This is a genomic window from Enterococcus faecalis (assembly GCF_029024925.1).
GTDB lineage: Bacteria > Bacillota > Bacilli > Lactobacillales > Enterococcaceae > Enterococcus > Enterococcus faecalis.
This window is the reverse complement of the sequence record NZ_CP118962.1, coordinates 1,584,586-1,601,897: the sequence shown is the minus strand read 5'-3', so window position 1 is coordinate 1,601,897 and position 17,312 is coordinate 1,584,586. Positions and strand designations below refer to the sequence as shown.

General features: G+C 37.5%; 13 protein-coding genes. All 13 read left to right on the top strand.

Annotation, left to right across the window (positions count from 1 at the left end; genetic code table 11):
• Positions 1–16: 16 nt before the first annotated feature.
• The 13 genes from PYW42_RS07860 (at position 17) to PYW42_RS07800 (ending at position 17,174) form a co-directional block, all read left to right on the top strand.
• The gene (locus tag PYW42_RS07860; protein ID WP_002360109.1) at positions 17–2,077 is read left to right on the top strand and encodes an LTA synthase family protein; all 2,061 of its coding nucleotides are present in this window, start codon (positions 17–19) and stop codon (positions 2,075–2,077) included.
• A 500-nt stretch (positions 2,078–2,577) separates the two neighbouring features.
• Positions 2,578–3,423, top strand: coding sequence for a glycosyltransferase family 8 protein (locus PYW42_RS07855; protein ID WP_002384424.1), 846 nt, complete (start codon positions 2,578–2,580; stop codon positions 3,421–3,423).
• On the top strand, positions 3,413–4,315 hold the full coding sequence (locus PYW42_RS07850) for a glycosyltransferase family 8 protein (RefSeq protein WP_002382420.1): 903 nt from the start codon (positions 3,413–3,415) through the stop codon (positions 4,313–4,315). The genes PYW42_RS07855 and PYW42_RS07850 overlap by 11 nt, the downstream gene beginning before the upstream one ends.
• Positions 4,316–4,700: 385 nt before the next feature.
• On the top strand, positions 4,701–5,432 hold the full coding sequence (locus tag PYW42_RS07845; protein ID WP_002360115.1) for a GntR family transcriptional regulator: 732 nt from the start codon (positions 4,701–4,703) through the stop codon (positions 5,430–5,432).
• An 11-nt stretch (positions 5,433–5,443) separates the two neighbouring features.
• Positions 5,444–6,616, top strand: coding sequence for an AgaS family sugar isomerase (locus tag PYW42_RS07840; RefSeq protein ID WP_002357242.1), 1,173 nt, complete (start codon positions 5,444–5,446; stop codon positions 6,614–6,616).
• A gap of 22 nt (positions 6,617–6,638) precedes the next feature.
• Complete coding sequence (gene lacD / locus PYW42_RS07835) at positions 6,639–7,634, top strand: tagatose-bisphosphate aldolase (protein WP_002360116.1); 996 nt, start codon at positions 6,639–6,641, stop codon at positions 7,632–7,634.
• Positions 7,635–7,649: 15 nt separating this feature from the next.
• Positions 7,650–8,591: a hexose kinase gene (locus PYW42_RS07830; protein ID WP_002388146.1), complete on the top strand. Its 942-nt coding sequence runs from the start codon at positions 7,650–7,652 to the stop codon at positions 8,589–8,591.
• 32 nt (positions 8,592–8,623) lie between these two features.
• Complete coding sequence (locus PYW42_RS07825) at positions 8,624–10,438, top strand: glycoside hydrolase family 35 protein (protein WP_002392133.1); 1,815 nt, start codon at positions 8,624–8,626, stop codon at positions 10,436–10,438.
• A complete protein-coding gene (locus PYW42_RS07820) occupies positions 10,435–10,914 on the top strand; it encodes a PTS system mannose/fructose/N-acetylgalactosamine-transporter subunit IIB (protein WP_002357249.1) in 480 nt (159 codons plus the stop codon). Before PYW42_RS07825 ends, PYW42_RS07820 begins: the two co-directional genes overlap by 4 nt.
• A 13-nt stretch (positions 10,915–10,927) precedes the next feature.
• A complete protein-coding gene (locus PYW42_RS07815; protein WP_002357253.1) occupies positions 10,928–11,827 on the top strand; it encodes a PTS mannose/fructose/sorbose/N-acetylgalactosamine transporter subunit IIC in 900 nt (299 codons plus the stop codon).
• Positions 11,814–12,623: a PTS system mannose/fructose/sorbose family transporter subunit IID gene (locus tag PYW42_RS07810; protein ID WP_002357254.1), complete on the top strand. Its 810-nt coding sequence runs from the start codon at positions 11,814–11,816 to the stop codon at positions 12,621–12,623. The genes PYW42_RS07815 and PYW42_RS07810 overlap by 14 nt, the downstream gene beginning before the upstream one ends.
• A 19-nt stretch (positions 12,624–12,642) precedes the next feature.
• Positions 12,643–13,050: a PTS sugar transporter subunit IIA gene (locus PYW42_RS07805; protein WP_002357255.1), complete on the top strand. Its 408-nt coding sequence runs from the start codon at positions 12,643–12,645 to the stop codon at positions 13,048–13,050.
• Between the two features lie 149 nt (positions 13,051–13,199).
• Positions 13,200–17,174 (top strand): endo-alpha-N-acetylgalactosaminidase family protein, encoded by a 3,975-nt coding sequence (locus tag PYW42_RS07800; protein ID WP_010774126.1) that lies wholly within the window; start codon positions 13,200–13,202, stop codon positions 17,172–17,174.
• The last annotated feature ends 138 nt before the right edge of the window (positions 17,175–17,312 follow it).

Below are 17,312 nucleotides of genomic sequence, written 5' to 3'. Positions count from 1 at the left end.
AGGAAGACAAACTTAGATGAAAAAAATAAATAACCGATTAGGACTCTTTTTATTTTTTGTTTTACTCTTTTGGGCAAAAACGATTCTGGCGTATTACCTAGATTTCTCATTGGGCGTTAAGGGCAGTCTCCAACGAGAAATTTTATGGTTCAATCCAGTTGCTACTACGCTGTTATTATTTGGCTTTAGTTTGTATTTTAAAAAGCATAAAACATTTATGCTTAGCTTAACTCTTTTAAATGTTTTAAATACATTAATTTTATATTTGAATATTATTTTTTATCGTGAATTCACTGACTTTATTACCATCCAATCTGTTTTTGGCTTTTCAAAAGTTTCAGAAGGAATTTCTGGTGATTTACTTGCCTTAATGAGGGTCCACGATGTCTTTTATTGGCTAGATACTTTAGTGCTGCTCGTTTTGGTATTTTACTCTTTTAAACAGCGACGGAATCATCAAGTCTTTGTGACCAAACCTATCAACAGAAGATTGGCGATCTCAATTAGTTGTTTAAGTGTCTTGCTCTTTTCGGTTAACTTATTTTTAAGCGAAACCGATCGTCCTCAATTGCTTCAAAGAATTTTTGACCGTAATTATATTGTAAAATATCTTGGCTTGGATGCATTCACAGCCATCGATGGTGTCAAAACAGCCATGTCAAATGAGGTAAGAGCAGAAGCTAGTTCAAACGAATTACCTGAAATCATGAAATTTACCAAGCAAAACAATTTACCGCTTAATCCACAGTATGCCGGGATTGCCAAAGGAAAAAATGTATTTGTGATTCATTTAGAAAGTTTTCAACAATTTTTGATTAATATGAAAGTCCAAGGCCAAGAGGTTACACCGTTTTTAAATCAGCTTTATCAAAACAAAGCGACAATCAGTTTTGATAATTTCTTTCATGAAGTAGGGCAAGGAAAAACGAGTGATGCGGAGAACATGTTGGAAACAGGAACATTCGGGTTACCGCAAGGCTCTCTTTTTACACAATTAGGATCAGACAATACTTTCGAAGCGGCTCCCGCAGTTTTAGGACAAAAAGGCTATACAACCGCTGTTTTCCATGGAAATGTGGGGAGTTTTTGGAATCGAGACCATGTGTATAAAAACTTAGGATATCAATACTTTTTTGATCGGTCATATTTTTCAAAAGATGACAAAATGCTAGGTTACGGTATTTTAGATAAACAATTGTTGCGTGAATCAGCTAGTGAGCTTGAACATTTACAGCAGCCATTCTATGCGAAGTTTTTAACTGTGACCAATCATACCCCTTATTATACGGATGACCAAAACTTCCCGTTTCCTAAATTGAACACAGGCAATTCGATTGTGGATGATTATGTTCGAACAGCGCACTATTTGGATCAATCGCTAGAACAATTTTTCCATTACTTGCAAACAACAAGTTTATACAATCATTCTATTTTTGTTATTTATGGTGACCACTTCGGTATTTCAGATGCGAACAACAAGGACTTATGTAAAGCTTTCAACCGCGATCCAAAAACGTGGACAAACTATGACAATGCGCAATTGCAAAGAGTACCTTTGATGTTTTACATGCCAGGCTATACGCAAGGGAAAATCATGCACGAATATGGTGGGGAAATTGACGTTTTACCGACACTGTACCATCTTTTAGGTGTCGATGATAAAAATTATATCCATTTTGGCACGGACCTTTTATCTCCTCAATATAAACAAGTGGTTCCTTTTAGAAATGGCGATTTTGTAACGCCTCGATTTTCTTATCTAGGTGGGGAAATCTACAATAATCAAGGGAAAAAATTAGACCAAGTTCCAGCAGATTTAAAAGCAGAAGTCACGAAAGATAACGATTGGGTGAAAAAATCGTTAAGTTTATCTGACAAATTAAATCAGGAAAACCTTTTACGTTTTTATAAACCACAAGGATTCCAAGAAGTGCAACCAAAGGACTACAACTATGATGTGGCTTTTGAAAAAAACAAAGTCTTAGAAGTAGAAAAACAAAAAAATGCACAATCAACCAGCTTGTTTAGTCAAAATGGCAATCAAACGACAGTCCAAAATTATCCGACTACGCCATAGATCATTTAAGAAGGATAACTTTTGGAAGGGAAAGAGAATCATATATGAAGTGAAAGAGGTCAGAACAGAGTCGTTTATTTTCGAAGCAATTGGTTCTGTTTCCACCATTTATCAGGTTTTGAGCCTGGAACAAAAATCCAAAGTGATTTTTGTCCCAGGCTTTTTCGCTCTTTTATTGAGTAAGAAGTCAGTTTAGAATTTATATTAAGTTTCGCTGTACATTTTAAAATTACCATCAACAGAAAATACAACAGGCGAATTTTTAGATAAAAAAATTAGTAAAACAAGTATTAAATAAATAGTATTTTTGAGGATAAAGTAAGAGAAATGTTGTTTTTTTAATAGTTGTTAACGGAAAACAAAATTATTTTATAGCCATAAAATATATTTTTATTATAATTATATTATAAAATAATGAGCATATGATTTGCAGATAATTTTTTCAGGGCCTATTCTGAATAGGAACTTAGCTATAAAAATAAAAGAGGAGAGTGGTTTTGATGAGAAAAAATCAGAAGATTGTGCCAATTGTGACAGCTTCAGACGAAAATTATGCTCCTTATTTGAATGTAATGATGACAACTGTTTTAGAAAATTGTCATTCGGAGAGATCTGTTCATTTTTATGTGATTGATGATGGGCTGTCGCTATCTAGCAAAAAAGCACTCCAAGAAACGGTTAGTAGTAACTCACAAAATGCGACTGTTGAATTTCTAACAGCAGACAAAGAAGTCTATCAAAATTTTTTAGTGAGTGATCATATTACAACGACCGCATACTTACGCATTTCTTTACCGTCACTTTTACAAAAATATAGCTATAAAAAGGTTCTTTATTTAGATGCAGATACGCTGGTTTTAGATGATATTGTCCAGTTGTATGATACGCCATTAGTGAACCAAACGATTGGCGCGGTTATTGATCCTGGTCAAGCATATGCCTTGAAACGTTTGGGCATCCATTCCTCCGATTATTATTTTAATTCAGGAGTTATGATTATTGATATTGACCGATGGAACGAGAAAGCAATCACGCAAAAAACAATTCAGTATCTAGAAGAAAATGGGGACCGCATAGTTTATCATGATCAAGATGCTTTAAACGCTGTTCTTTATGAAGATTGGCTAGCTCTAGAACCAAGATGGAATATGCAGACGTCTTTAGTTTTTAATCGTCATGAAGCGCCTAATGAAGCCTATCAAAAATTATATACAGCGGGAAATCAAGAGCCAGCGATTATTCATTTTACTGGACACGATAAACCTTGGAATACGTTAGAAAATCATCCTTATTCAGCTCTTTATCTAAACAAGTTAAAGAAAGTAGGTGCAAGAAATGGAAAATAGAAAAGAATTAGCGATTGTCTCCTGTTGCAATACCAACTTTGTGCCACATCTTGCTGCTATGTTTGTTTCAATTTTAGAAAATAGTCCTTCAGCGGCAGCTGTTCATTTTTATGTGATTGATGACAATATCAATTTTGAAAGCAAGCAACTACTGTATTTTACGATTAAACATACCCAAATCAATGCAGAGTTAACATTTTTAAAAATCAACCCCCATTTTTTCAAAAATGTTGTAACCAGTGAACGAATTCCCAAAACAGCTTACTACAGGATTGCTATTCCAGAGCTGTTTAGAGGAAGCCAGATCGAACGGCTGTTGTATATGGATTGTGACATGATTGCCTTAGACGATGTCGCAAAATTATGGACAGTTGATTTAGGTGAAAATATCATCGCCGCTGTGGAAGATGCAGGGTTCCATCAACGTTTGGAAAAAATGGCGATTCCTGCAGAATCTATGTGTTATTTTAACTCAGGCTTGTTGCTAATCGATGTTAAAAAATGGTTGAATTTAGATGTAACCACTAAAGTCTTAAGATTTATTGAAGAAAATCCAGATAAATTACGTTTCCATGATCAAGATGCATTGAATGCGGTTTTACACGACCGTTGGACCCTGTTGCATCCTAAGTGGAACGCCCAAGGTTATATTCTGTCAAAAGCGAAAAAACATCCAACTATTTATGGAGAAAAACAATATGAAGAAACGAGAAGAGCACCATCCATTATCCACTTTACTGGTCATGTCAAACCTTGGACGAAAGAATTTCAGTGGTATACCAAGCGTTATTATGATCAATATGCGAATAGGACGGCCTTTCGTTGTGTCAACACATTCAATCAATATTTATCTTATACGAAAATTAGCAGAAGGATTGAATATGCTCAATAATGAATATTTTCATGGATTTCGTAAAATCAGTTACTTGTTAGTTGTTGCCAAAACCAAACAATAGAAACGAAGAAGTCGGGATCGAACTGTTTTTCAGATTTTGAGTATGAGACAAAAATCTAAAGTGATTTTTGTCTCATACTCTTTTTTGTCTATTTAAAATAAAGCCATCAACTGGTATCATATTTAAGGGTGGTTTTTTATAAAAAAATGATTTCTTTAGGAAAAAAATATTACAATAAAGAAAAATAAAAAAATATAAACGTTATCATTTCAAGGTTATAGCGGTATGAAGATATTTATTAATACTTTTTATTGACAAAATAAAAAAAACCACCGTACTATTGGTTTGTGGTTATAACCAGTTAGGGTAAAGGAGAAAGTTATGGAAAATGCCTTTAAAAACAAAGCTTTGTATCATCAACTTGTTGATTTGCTGCAGGAACGAATCGAAACATGCATGATTCCTCATGACAAGTTGCCCTCTGAACGTGAATTGACTGCACAATATGGAGTGAGTCGGACGACGGTCCGGTTAGCGCTACAAGAACTAGAAAATAGAGGTTCCATCTATCGTCGTCATGGCAAAGGAACATTTGTTTCAGATATAAAAAAAGAGGCCGCTGATTTAGCTGGCGCATATAGTTTTACAGAACAAATGAAAGGGCTGGGTCGAAAACCACATACCCGTATATTATCCTTCGAAAAATTGGAAGCGGATAAATTTATTTGTCAGCATTTGAATCTTTCGTTAGGAGAGGCAGTTTTTAAATTAAGTCGGTTGCGGATTGCTGATAACGAGCCATTAATGGTTGAAGACACATACTTGCCTGTGAAATTTTTCTTATCACTCACGGATCAATTACTACGTAGCAAACCATTATATGATCTATTTTCGGAAGATTTTAAGCAAACCGTTCGTTTAGCTGATGAAGAATTATACGCTAGCATTGCTTCAAAAGAAGATGCCAAATTATTGATGATTCCAGAAGGAGCGCCAGTCCTTCATTTAGCACGCCAGACATATAACATGAAAAATGAAATTATTGAATTTACGTTGAGTGTGGCGCGAGCAGATCAATTTCATTATCAGATACGCCATATTCGGAATAGTTAGGAGAGTTAAGTATGTTTACAGCAGAAAAAGAAGAACTAGAACAACTAGGAGCGGAAATCACGACACGTGAAATTCGTCAGCAACCTGAGCTTTGGCAAGAAACCGTGACACTTTATCATGAAAATCAAACAGCTTTGGAAAACTTTTTAAAAGAAGTCCAAGCCAAAGCGCAAGGAAAACGCACAAGAGTAATTTTTACAGGAGCAGGGACTTCGCAATATGTCGGTGATACGGTTGTACCTTATCTCCGAGCACACGGTGACACACAAGCCTTTTCATTCGAAAGTATTGGGACAACGGATATTGTGGCCAAACCAGAAGATTATCTGATTAAAGACGAACCAACATTGTTAGTTTCGTTTGCAAGAAGTGGAAATAGTCCTGAAAGTTTAGCGGCAGTTGAAGTAGCTAATCAAGTGGTTGAAACAATTCATCATTTAGCGATTACTTGTGCTGAAGAAGGACAACTGGCACAAATAAGCCAAAAAGAAGAAAACAGCTTTTTATTCTTAATGCCAACACGTTCCAATGATGGTGGTTTTGCGATGACTGGTAGCTTTTCTTGCATGACCTTGGGTACATTACTACTCTTTGATCAAACAGCCTTTGAGCAAAAACAAGATTATGTAACCGCTCTAATTAAATTAGGTGAAGAAGTGCTATCCCGTGAAGAAGAATTAAATGAAATTGTTAACCTTGATTTTGAACGAATTGTTTATGTTGGTTCTGGAAGTTTAGCTGGTTTGACAAGAGAAGCGCAATTAAAAATCTTAGAACTAACAGCCGGCAAAGTTGCCACAATTTTTGACTCTTCTATGGGCTTCCGTCATGGACCAAAATCATTTATTAATGAAAAAACAATAATGTTTGGTTTTGTTAATAATACACCATACACAAGAGATTATGACTTGGATATCTTAGAAGAAGTTCACGGTGACGAAATTGCGGCGGGTGTTTTTGCGATTGCTCAACCTGGCAAACGTAATTTCTCAGGTTCAACTATTGAATATTCCGCAGAAACTGCTCTATTACCTGATGGCTATTTAGCATTAGCAGATATCATGGTAGCCCAAACAGTCGCACTTTTAACATCTATTAAAGTTGGAAATAAACCGGATACCCCTTCACCGACAGGTACAGTGAATCGTGTGGTTAAAGGCGTAACGATTTATGACTATAAATAATACAACATTTGGAGGAGGAACTATGCTTACGTTAACAGCTGGAAAAAAAGCGGCAATGGATCGTTTGTCAACCCAAGAAGGAATCATTAGCGCATTAGCCATTGATCAACGAGGTGCCTTGAAAAAAATGATCAAAGCGCTAGATGTAGAGCCAACTGATGCACAAATTGAAACGTTTAAAGAATTAGTCTCGAAAGAATTGACACCTTATGCGTCCGCCATTTTATTGGATCCAGAATATGGATTGCCTGCTGCAAAAGCACGCGATACCGAGGCTGGATTGTTACTCGCTTATGAAAAAACGGGCTATGATGCAACAACTCCGGGACGATTGCCTGATTTACTAGCAGATTGGTCTGTTTTACGCTTGAAAGAAGAAGGCGCAGATGCGATTAAATTTTTACTATACTATGATGTGGATGAGGATTCAGAAATCAATCATCAAAAACATGTATTCATTGAACGCTTAGGAAGTGAATGTGCAGAAGAAGACCTACCATTTTACTTAGAATTAGTTTCTTATGATGCACAAATAGCAGATGCGACTTCTTTAGAATATGCAAAAGTTAAACCGCATAAAGTGAATGAAATGATGAAAGAATTTTCTAAACCCCAATATAAAGTAGATGTATTGAAAGTGGAAGTTCCAGTTAATATGAATTTTGTAGAAGGTTTTGCGCCGGCTGAAACAGCGTATACAAAAGAGGAAGCGGCGAATTATTTCTTAGAACAAAGTCAAGCCACTGATTTACCATTCATCTTTTTAAGTGCCGGTGTCTCAACAGAGCTATTCCAAGAAACACTACGTTTCGCTAAAGAAGCTGGTTCAACATTTAATGGTGTTTTATGTGGCCGAGCTACGTGGAAAAATGGCGTGAAACCTTTCGTTGAAGCAGGAGAAACTGCGGCTTGTGATTGGTTAAAAACAGAAGGCCGAGAAAACATTGAAAGTTTAAATGAAGTCATCGCAGCAACCGCCAGCTCTTGGCATGCGAAAGTTCAAGTAAACGAAGGGTAATTGGGAGGCATAGCTGTGATAGTAACAGTAACAATGAATCCGTCAATTGACATCTCCTACCTATTAGATCATCTAAAGCTTGATACCGTTAATCGGACCAGTCAGGTGACCAAAACCCCTGGTGGCAAAGGACTAAATGTCACTCGCGTTATTCATGATTTAGGTGGAGATGTTATCGCTACCGGCGTTCTTGGTGGTTTTCATGGGGCGTTTATTGCAAACGAGTTAAAGAAAGCAAACATCCCTCAAGCATTTACGTCAATCAAAGAAGAAACGCGTGATTCGATTGCGATTTTGCACGAGGGGAATCAAACTGAAATTTTAGAAGCTGGACCAACTGTTTCCCCAGAAGAAATCAGTAACTTCCTTGAAAATTTCGATCAATTAATTAAGCAAGCAGAAATTGTCACAATTTCTGGCAGTTTAGCGAAAGGATTACCATCAAATTTTTATCAAGAATTAGTTCAAAAAGCTCACGCACAAGAGGTTAAAGTGCTACTAGATACTTCTGGGGATAGTTTAAGGCAAGTTCTTCAAGGACCATGGAAACCGTATTTAATTAAACCTAATTTAGAGGAACTAGAAGGATTGCTAGAGCAAGATTTTTCAGAAAATCCATTAGCAGCTGTACAAACAGCTTTAACAAAACCAATGTTTGCTGGAATTGAATGGATTGTCGTATCTTTAGGAAAAGATGGTGCAATTGCCAAACATCACGATCAGTTCTATCGTGTAAAAATTCCAACGATTCAAGCTAAAAATCCTGTTGGTTCAGGAGATGCAACCATTGCTGGTCTTGCATATGGACTAGCCAAGGATGCCCCAGCGGCCGAACTGCTAAAATGGGGCATGGCGGCTGGAATGGCTAATGCCCAAGAAAGAACGACTGGGCATGTAGACGTAGAGAACGTGAAGAAACATCTTATGAACATCCAAGTAGTTGAAATTGCTAAATAAAGAGCTTTCTTTATTTAGCAATTATCCAGTAATTGAAAGCGTTTACTAGAAAGGGTGGCAATGTGGACAGATTTGAAATTAAAGAGGAGTTTCTTTTAAATGGTCAACCATTTAAAATTTTATCAGGCGCTATTCATTATTTTCGTGTAGATCCCTCAGATTGGCATCACTCACTTTATAACTTGAAAGCTTTAGGCTTCAATACAGTTGAGACCTATGTACCATGGAATTTACATGAACCGCAAAAAGGAACATTTCATTTTGAGGGAATATTAGATTTGGAGCGCTTTTTAAAATTAGCACAAGAACTTGGACTATATGCGATTGTGCGGCCGTCTCCTTATATTTGTGCAGAATGGGAGTTTGGCGGTTTTCCAGCCTGGCTATTAAATGAACCAGGACGGATGCGTTCGAATAATCCAACCTATCTGAAGCATGTTGCGGAATATTATGATGTTTTAATGGAAAAAATTGTTCCGCATCAACTTGCTAACGGTGGCAATATTTTAATGATTCAAATCGAAAACGAATATGGTTCATTTGGCGAAGAAAAAGCGTATTTACGGGCGATTCGCGATTTGATGATTGCACGTGGCGTGACAGCACCATTTTTTACTTCTGACGGGCCATGGCGCGCAACATTGCGGGCAGGCAGCATGATTGAAGATGATATTTTAGTAACTGGGAATTTTGGCTCAAAAGCCAAAGAAAATTTCGGTATGATGCAAGCCTTTTTTGAAGAACATGGTAAAAAATGGCCGTTAATGTGTATGGAATTTTGGGATGGCTGGTTTAATCGTTGGAAAGAGCCAATTATTAAACGAGATCCGCAAGAATTGGCTGAATCAGTTAGAGAAGCATTAGCATTAGGCAGTATCAACTTATATATGTTTCATGGCGGCACCAATTTTGGGTTTATGAATGGCTGCTCCGCACGAGGAACCATTGATTTACCACAAATCACTTCCTATGATTATGATGCGCCACTTGATGAACAAGGGAACCCAACCGAAAAGTATTTCGCGTTACAAAAAATGCTTCACGAAGAGTACCCTGCGTTACCACAAGCTGAACCATTAGTAAAAGATTCTTTTGCGCAAACAGCAATTCCTTTAACCAACAAAGTGAGTTTGTTTGCGACCTTAGAAACGATTAGTCAGCCAGTGGTCAGCGTTTATCCGCAAACCATGGAACAATTAGGACAAAATACAGGCTATCTTCTTTACCGAACAAGCATTGAAAAAGATGCTGCAGAAGAAAAGCTAAGAGTGATTGACGGTCGTGATCGTCTGCAATTATTTGTCAATCAGGTACATCAAGCAACGCAATATCAAACGGAAATTGGCGAAGATATTTACGTTACACTTCCGCAAGAGAATAATCAAATCGATGTTTTAATAGAAAATATGGGTCGTGTCAATTACGGGCATAAACTATTCGCAGATACTCAGAAAAAAGGGATTCGAACGGGTGTCATGGCAGATTTACATTTTATGACGCAATGGCAACAATATTGTTTACCTATGACAAGCTGTGAACAGGTAGACTATTCAAGAGAATGGCAACCTGATCAACCAAGCTTTTACCAGTATCATATGGAGTTAGCAGAAGTGAAAGATACATTTATTGATGTTTCTAAATTCGGCAAAGGAATTGTTTTTGTTAACCAAACCAATCTTGGTCGTTTCTGGAATGTTGGTCCGACGCTTTCCTTATATATTCCCAAAGGATTATTAAAAGAAGGGCAAAATGAGATCGTCATTTTTGAAACGGAAGGAACGTACCGACCAGAAATTCAGTTAGTAAAAGAACCACTATATAAAGAAATGAAAGAGGGATTACAATGAGTATTATTGGCGTAAGAATTGATGGACGTTTGATTCATGGACAAGTGGCAAATTTATGGGCGACAAAATTGAATATTTCCAGAATTATGGTCGTTGATGATGAGGTTGCAGGGAATGCCATTGAAAAAAGTGGCTTAAAATTAGCAACACCAGCTGGCGTGAAACTAAGCGTGTTACCAGTTGAAAAAGCTGCTCAAAATATTTTAGCAGGAAAATACGACTCACAACGTTTACTAATTGTGGTACGGAAACCAGATCGTTTATTAAAACTAGTAGAACTTGGGGTGCCGATTAAAGAAATCAATGTTGGGAACATGTCTCAAACAAACGAAACACGGTCGATTACTAAGTCAATCAATGTGGTCGATCAAGATATTGATGTTTTTAAAGAGTTAAATGCTAAAGGTGTCCATCTGATTGCTCAAATGGTGCCAAGTGACAAAGCGGAAGACTTTATGAGTTTGATAACAAAATAGGAGGGAACAAAAAATGAATATCTTATGGTGGCAGATCTTATTATTAACATTATACGCAGGATACCAAATTTTAGATGAATTACAAATTTATTCTTCATTAAGTGCGCCAGTGTTTGCAGGTCTTTTTGCAGGATTAGTGATGGGGGATATTAAAGCAGGACTTATTATTGGTGGAAGTATGCAATTAACTGTATTAGGAGTTGGGACTTTCGGGGGTGCCTCCAAAATTGATGCTAACTCAGGCACGATTCTTGCCACAGCATTTTCTGTGTCTTTAGGAATGAATCCTGAACAAGCAATCGCTGCTATTGCAGTACCAGTTGCTAGTTTAATGATTCAATTAGACATTTTGGCTCGCTTTGCGAATACCTACTTTGCACATCGGATTGATAAAATGGTCGAAGATATGAACTACAAAGGAATTGAACGTAACTTCTTAATGGGTGCTTTACCATGGTCTCTTTCTCGAATGATTCCAGTCTTCTTAGCACTTGCTTTTGGTGGTGGTTTAGTACAAAAAGTTGTATCTGTCCTAAATGGCGATTTGAAATGGTTAGGTGATGGCTTGTCTGTTGCTGGGGCGGTCTTACCAGCGGTCGGTTTTGCAATTTTACTACGTTACTTACCAGTGAAAAAACATTTCCCTTATTTAATTCTTGGTTTCACTGTAACTGCTTTACTAGGAACAATCTTTACAAACATGCAACTTTTAGGAACATCTGTTGCGAGCGTTGTGAAAGACTTCAGTGGTGTATTTAACGCACTACCAATGTTAGCAGTTGCTTTAATTGGTTTCGCTTTAGCCGCAATTAGCTACAAAAATGGCCAAATGATTCCGAGTGGGCCAGCAGCCAAAAAAGAACATGCAGCGAATGATTCAGACGAAGGAGAGATTGAAGATGACGAAATCTAATTATAAATTGACGAAAGAAGATTTTAAACAAATTAATCGCAGAAGCTTGTTTACTTTCCAATTAGGTTGGAACTACGAAAGAATGCAAGGATCAGGTTACTTGTATACGATTTTGCCACAATTGCGTAAAATTTATGGGGATGATACGCCTGAATTAAAAGAAGTGATGAAAACACACACGCAATTTTTCAATACTTCAAACTTCTTTAATACGATTATTACAGGGATCGATTTGGCCATTGAAGAAAAAGAAGGCATTGCTGGAAAACAAACAGTTTCAGGTTTGAAAACTGGTTTAATGGGACCGTTTGCAGCAATTGGGGATTCAATTTTCGCAGCTTTAATTCCAACTATTTTTGGGGCGCTAGCTGCCAACATGGCGATTAATGGCAACCCAACTGGTATCTTTATCTGGATTGTTGCTCAAATTGCCGTGATGGTCTTCCGTTGGAAACAATTGGAATTTGCGTATCGCGAAGGAATTTCTTTGGTAACAACTATGCAACACCGCTTAACTGCCTTAACAGACGCTGCAACTTTACTAGGGGTCTTCATGGTTGGCGCTTTAGTGGCAACGATGGTTAATGTGAAACTATCATGGGCACCAAGTATTGGGGATGTAACACTTAACATGCAAAATAACTTGGATATGATTTTACCACGTCTACTTCCTGCAGGAATTGTCGGTGGCGTTTATTGGATGCTAGGTAAAAAGAATATGACGTCTACTAAAGCCATTTTTATCGTATTAATTGTCTGTGTCGCATTGTCTGCGTTAGGTGTTATTTCAAAATAAGTAAGACAGGAGAAAATCGATGAGTGAACATTTAGTTTTAGTAAGTCATGGCCGTTTTTGCGAGGAATTGAAAAAAAGTGCGGAGATGATTATAGGACCGCAAGAAACAATTTCCACTGTTACTTTATTACCAGAAGAAGGTGAAGCTGACTTTTTAGAAAAATTTGAAGCGATTACGGAATCGCTAGAAGATTTTGTTGTCTTTGCTGATCTATTAGGGGGGACACCTTGTAATATTTTATCGAAAAAAATTATGCAAGGTGCTTCGTTTGACTTATATACTGGGATGAATTTACCGATGGTTATCAGCTATGTAAATGCAAGTTTATTAGCGATCGAAGGTGACTATGTTAAGGAATCAGCAGAAAGTATTGTGAAAGTCAACGAATTGCTGCTAAATGTTGCAGTAGATGATGAGGATGAATAATTCTGACTTGTTGTCGTAAGTAATTAAAGTTTTTAAGAGAATGATTTAGAAATGGACGTTCCAAAAATAAAAGAATTTATTTTTGGAACGCCCCTTTAATTGTTAATAATGAAAGCGTGTTCAAAAATGTTAGGGGGCTGATTTATCAGATGAAACATGGAAAAATAAAACGATTTAGTACATTGACACTATTGGCAAGCGCAACGATTTTAGTACCATTAAGTACGTCTGCAGAAGAAACAACAAACAGCAGCACTGAAACAAGCTCATCAATGGTGGAACCTACCGCAACAGAAGAAAAATTGTGGCAATCTGATTTTCCAGGAGGGAAAATTGGTGAGTGGCAAGATGTGATTGGTAAAACAAATCGAGAATTAGCAGGAGAGTCATTGGCGATTTCACGAGATGCAGCAGCAGGTAATAATGCCGTATCTTTAAATTTAGATTCCCCTAAATTAGCTGATGGTGAAGTAGAAACAAAGTTTAAATACACTGCTGGAAGCGGTCGAACGGGTGTGATTATTCGTGGTAATACCAAAGATAGCTGGGTTTTTGTAGGCTATAACGCGAATGGCAAATGGTTAGTTGAAAGCCCTAATTCGTGGAATGATTCAATTTCTGGGCCAACGTTAAATGAAGATACGAATTATTTGTTGAAAGTACGTTATGTTGGTGAAAAAATTACTATCTGGCTTAACACCACGTTGATTTACGAAGGAGAACCTGTTTTGGCCAACGGAGACAAAATTCCAACAGAAGCCGGACATGTGGGTGTCCGTTTGTGGTACGACAAAAAAATTGTCAATTATGACTATTTTAAAAATGGCCCCGTAGATAGCATTCCGGAAATTGTGCCAGAAGTGACCCAAATTGCGCCAGTCAAAGTTTTTACAAAAATTGGTGTTGCACCAAAATTACCGAAACAAGTAAAAGTGACCTATAATACTGGTAAAGAAGCCAATGAAGCAGTAAGTTGGAATGAAATCGATCCTGATGCATACAAAGAACCAGGAACTTTTGAAGTCGACGGTACTTTGGAAAATACAAACATCAAAGCAAAAGCCAGCATTGTTGTTGCTAAAGACAATGAAGCTGAAAAAGGCGACAAAATCTCTTCCGCAGATTTAACAGCCGTGGTTGATCCACAATTTCCACGAATTATTCGCTACGAAGACCCTCAGAGTAATCAAGTGATTTTTAATGGCCAACACGAGAAAATTGACCAAGTAATGATTGATGGCAAAGCATATAAAGCAACTGCTGAAAAACAAAAGAGTGAAGCAAATCAAGCCGTTTATAACGTAGCTGTCCCAGAAATTGGTTTGCATTTCACAACAACATTGACTGTTTCCGAAGGCCAAGAATTAGCTATGAAACTCTCAGATATTCGTGAAGAAGGAACCAAAATACACACAATTTCAATTCCAAATCAAGGCTTGATTTCTGTCAATAGTACAGATGAAGGGGCGACTTTTGCTGGCGTTGTGATGAATACTGGGACAAATGCAAATAACGGAAATAAAAATGGTGATACTATCCAAGATTTAACTACAACAAGCCAAGAAGAAACGAAAAAATATATGTATGGTTTCTTAAATACGGCGAATTATGCTGCAAGTTTTTGGACGAACGCCTATGGAGACGGCTCTGTCGATGGTAGTGACAACAATCGAATCCATAAACAAACAAAAGAAACGGCGACTGGTTTTGTAACAACCTTGTCAAGTGGGGCATGGACCTATCGACCATTTGATGCACCGGAAGATTACACAACTGGAGAAACGCCAGAAGTGAAAGTTAAATTCTCAAAAGATAGCAACGACGACAATCGGGTGGATTGGCAAGATGCGGCAATTGGGTTCCGTTCAATTATGAATAACCCAATGGGCGCGGAAAAAGTCCCTGAATTAGTCAACCAACGGATTCCTTTTAACTTTGCTAGTCAGGCGACAAACCCATTCTTAGTGACGTTAGACGAATCAAAACGTATTTACAATTTAACAGATGGATTAGGACAAATGAATTTACTAAAAGGGTATCAAAATGAAGGACATGATTCTGCGCATCCAGATTACGGTGCTATTGGTCAGCGACCTGGTGGGGAACAAGCGTTGAATCAATTAATTGATGAAGGACATAAATTAAATGCCGTTTTCGGTGTGCATATTAATGACACCGAGTCTTACCCAGAAGCAAAAGGATTTAATGAGGAATTAGTTGATCCAACGAAGCGTGGCTGGGATTGGTTAGATCCGTCTTATTTTATTAAACAAAGACCCGATGCATTGAGTGGTCGTCGCTATGAGCGCTTTAAAGAATTAAAACAAAAAGCACCGAATCTAGATTATATTTATGTTGATGTTTGGGGCAATCAAGGCGAATCAGGTTGGGCAAGTCGTCAACTAAGTAAAGAAATTAATTCACTCGGTTGGTTTACAACCAATGAATTTCCGAATGCTTTAGAGTATGACTCGGTTTGGAACCATTGGTCTGCAGAAAAAGATTACGGCGGTACAACAACGAAAGGCTTTAACAGTACAATCGTTCGTTTTATTCGGAATCATCAAAAAGACACTTGGATTATTTCCGACAACCCTTTGTTAGGTGGAGCTGAATTTGAAGCCTATGAAGGTTGGGTGGGTAAAACCAATTTTAATACCTATCGCCAAAAAACTTTTGCCATTAATGTCCCAACTAAGTTCTTACAGCATTACCAAATTACAAACTGGGAAACTACAACAGCAGCAGATGGTCAAATCTATGGTACGATTAAATTAGCGAACGGTGCTGAAAAAGTGACCGTTACTCAAGCAGATGCTAATTCGCCAAGAAGCATTACGTTAAATGAGACAGAAGTTCTAAAAGGTGATGCGTATCTACTGCCTTGGAATGTCAATGGTCAAGACAAACTATATCACTGGAATCCAAAAGGCGGTACCAGCACTTGGTCATTGGATAAGAAAATGCAAGGAAAAACGAATTTACATTTATATGAATTAACAGATCAAGGGCGTATTGACAAAGGCGCAATTGCCACTACAAATAACCAAGTGACCATCCAAGCCGAGGCTAATACACCGTATGTCATTGCTGAACCTGACAGTATTGAACCGATGACATTTGGAACAGGAACACCATTTAAAGATCCTGGATTTAATGAAGCCAATACCTTGAAAAATAACTGGAAAGTTTTCCGAGGTGATGGAGAGGTTAAAAAAGATGCTAACGGTGATTATGTCTTTAGTTCAGAAAAAGAAAGAACCGAAATCAAACAAGACATCAATCTTCCTAAACCAGGAAAATATAGTTTGTATCTAAACACAGAAACACATGATCGCAAAGCCACAGTAACTGTTAAAATTGGTGGTAAAAAATATACGCGGACAGTGAATAATTCGGTTGCCCAAAACTATATTCAGGCAGATATTAACCATACAAGCAGGAAAAATCCGCAGTATATGCAAAATATACGAATTGATTTTGAAATCCCAGATAATGCCAAAAAAGGCTCGGTGACGTTAGCGGTTGATAAAGGCAATTCCGTTACAAAATTTGATGATTTACGAATTGTTGAGCGTCAAACGGATATCATGAACCCAGACAAACAAACAGTTATTAAGCAAGATTTTGAAGACACACAAGCAGTTGGGTTATATCCGTTTGTTAAAGGCTCAGCTGGTGGTGTAGAAGATCCACGGATTCATTTATCAGAAAGAAATGAACCTTACACACAATATGGTTGGAATGGAAACCTTGTTTCAGATGTATTAGAAGGCAACTGGTCCTTGAAAGCCCATAAACAAGGAGCAGGTTTGATGCTTCAAACAATTCCGCAAAATATTAAATTTGAACCGAACAAGAAATATACGGTCCAATTTGATTATCAAACTGATGGTGAAAATGTCTTTACTGCTGGGACCATTAATGGGGAGTTGAAAAATAACAATGACTTTAAGCCAGTCGGTGAGTTGACTTCGACAGCAGCAGATGGTCAAACCAAGCATTATGAAGCAGAAATAATTGGGGATGCTTCAGGAAACACTACGTTTGGTATTTTTACAACAGGTGCCGATAAAGATTTCATTATGGATAACTTTATGGTCACAGTGGAATCGAAAAAATAAATTTAGTCTATCTAGAAGAGGTCGGGACAGAAGTGCTTAACTCCGAGAACCAAGTAGGTATTGTTCATCATCGAATCACTACGTTCTTCGTGATTCTCAACAATTTCGGCTTATTTCCGAAGGACCTTCACCAAGTAG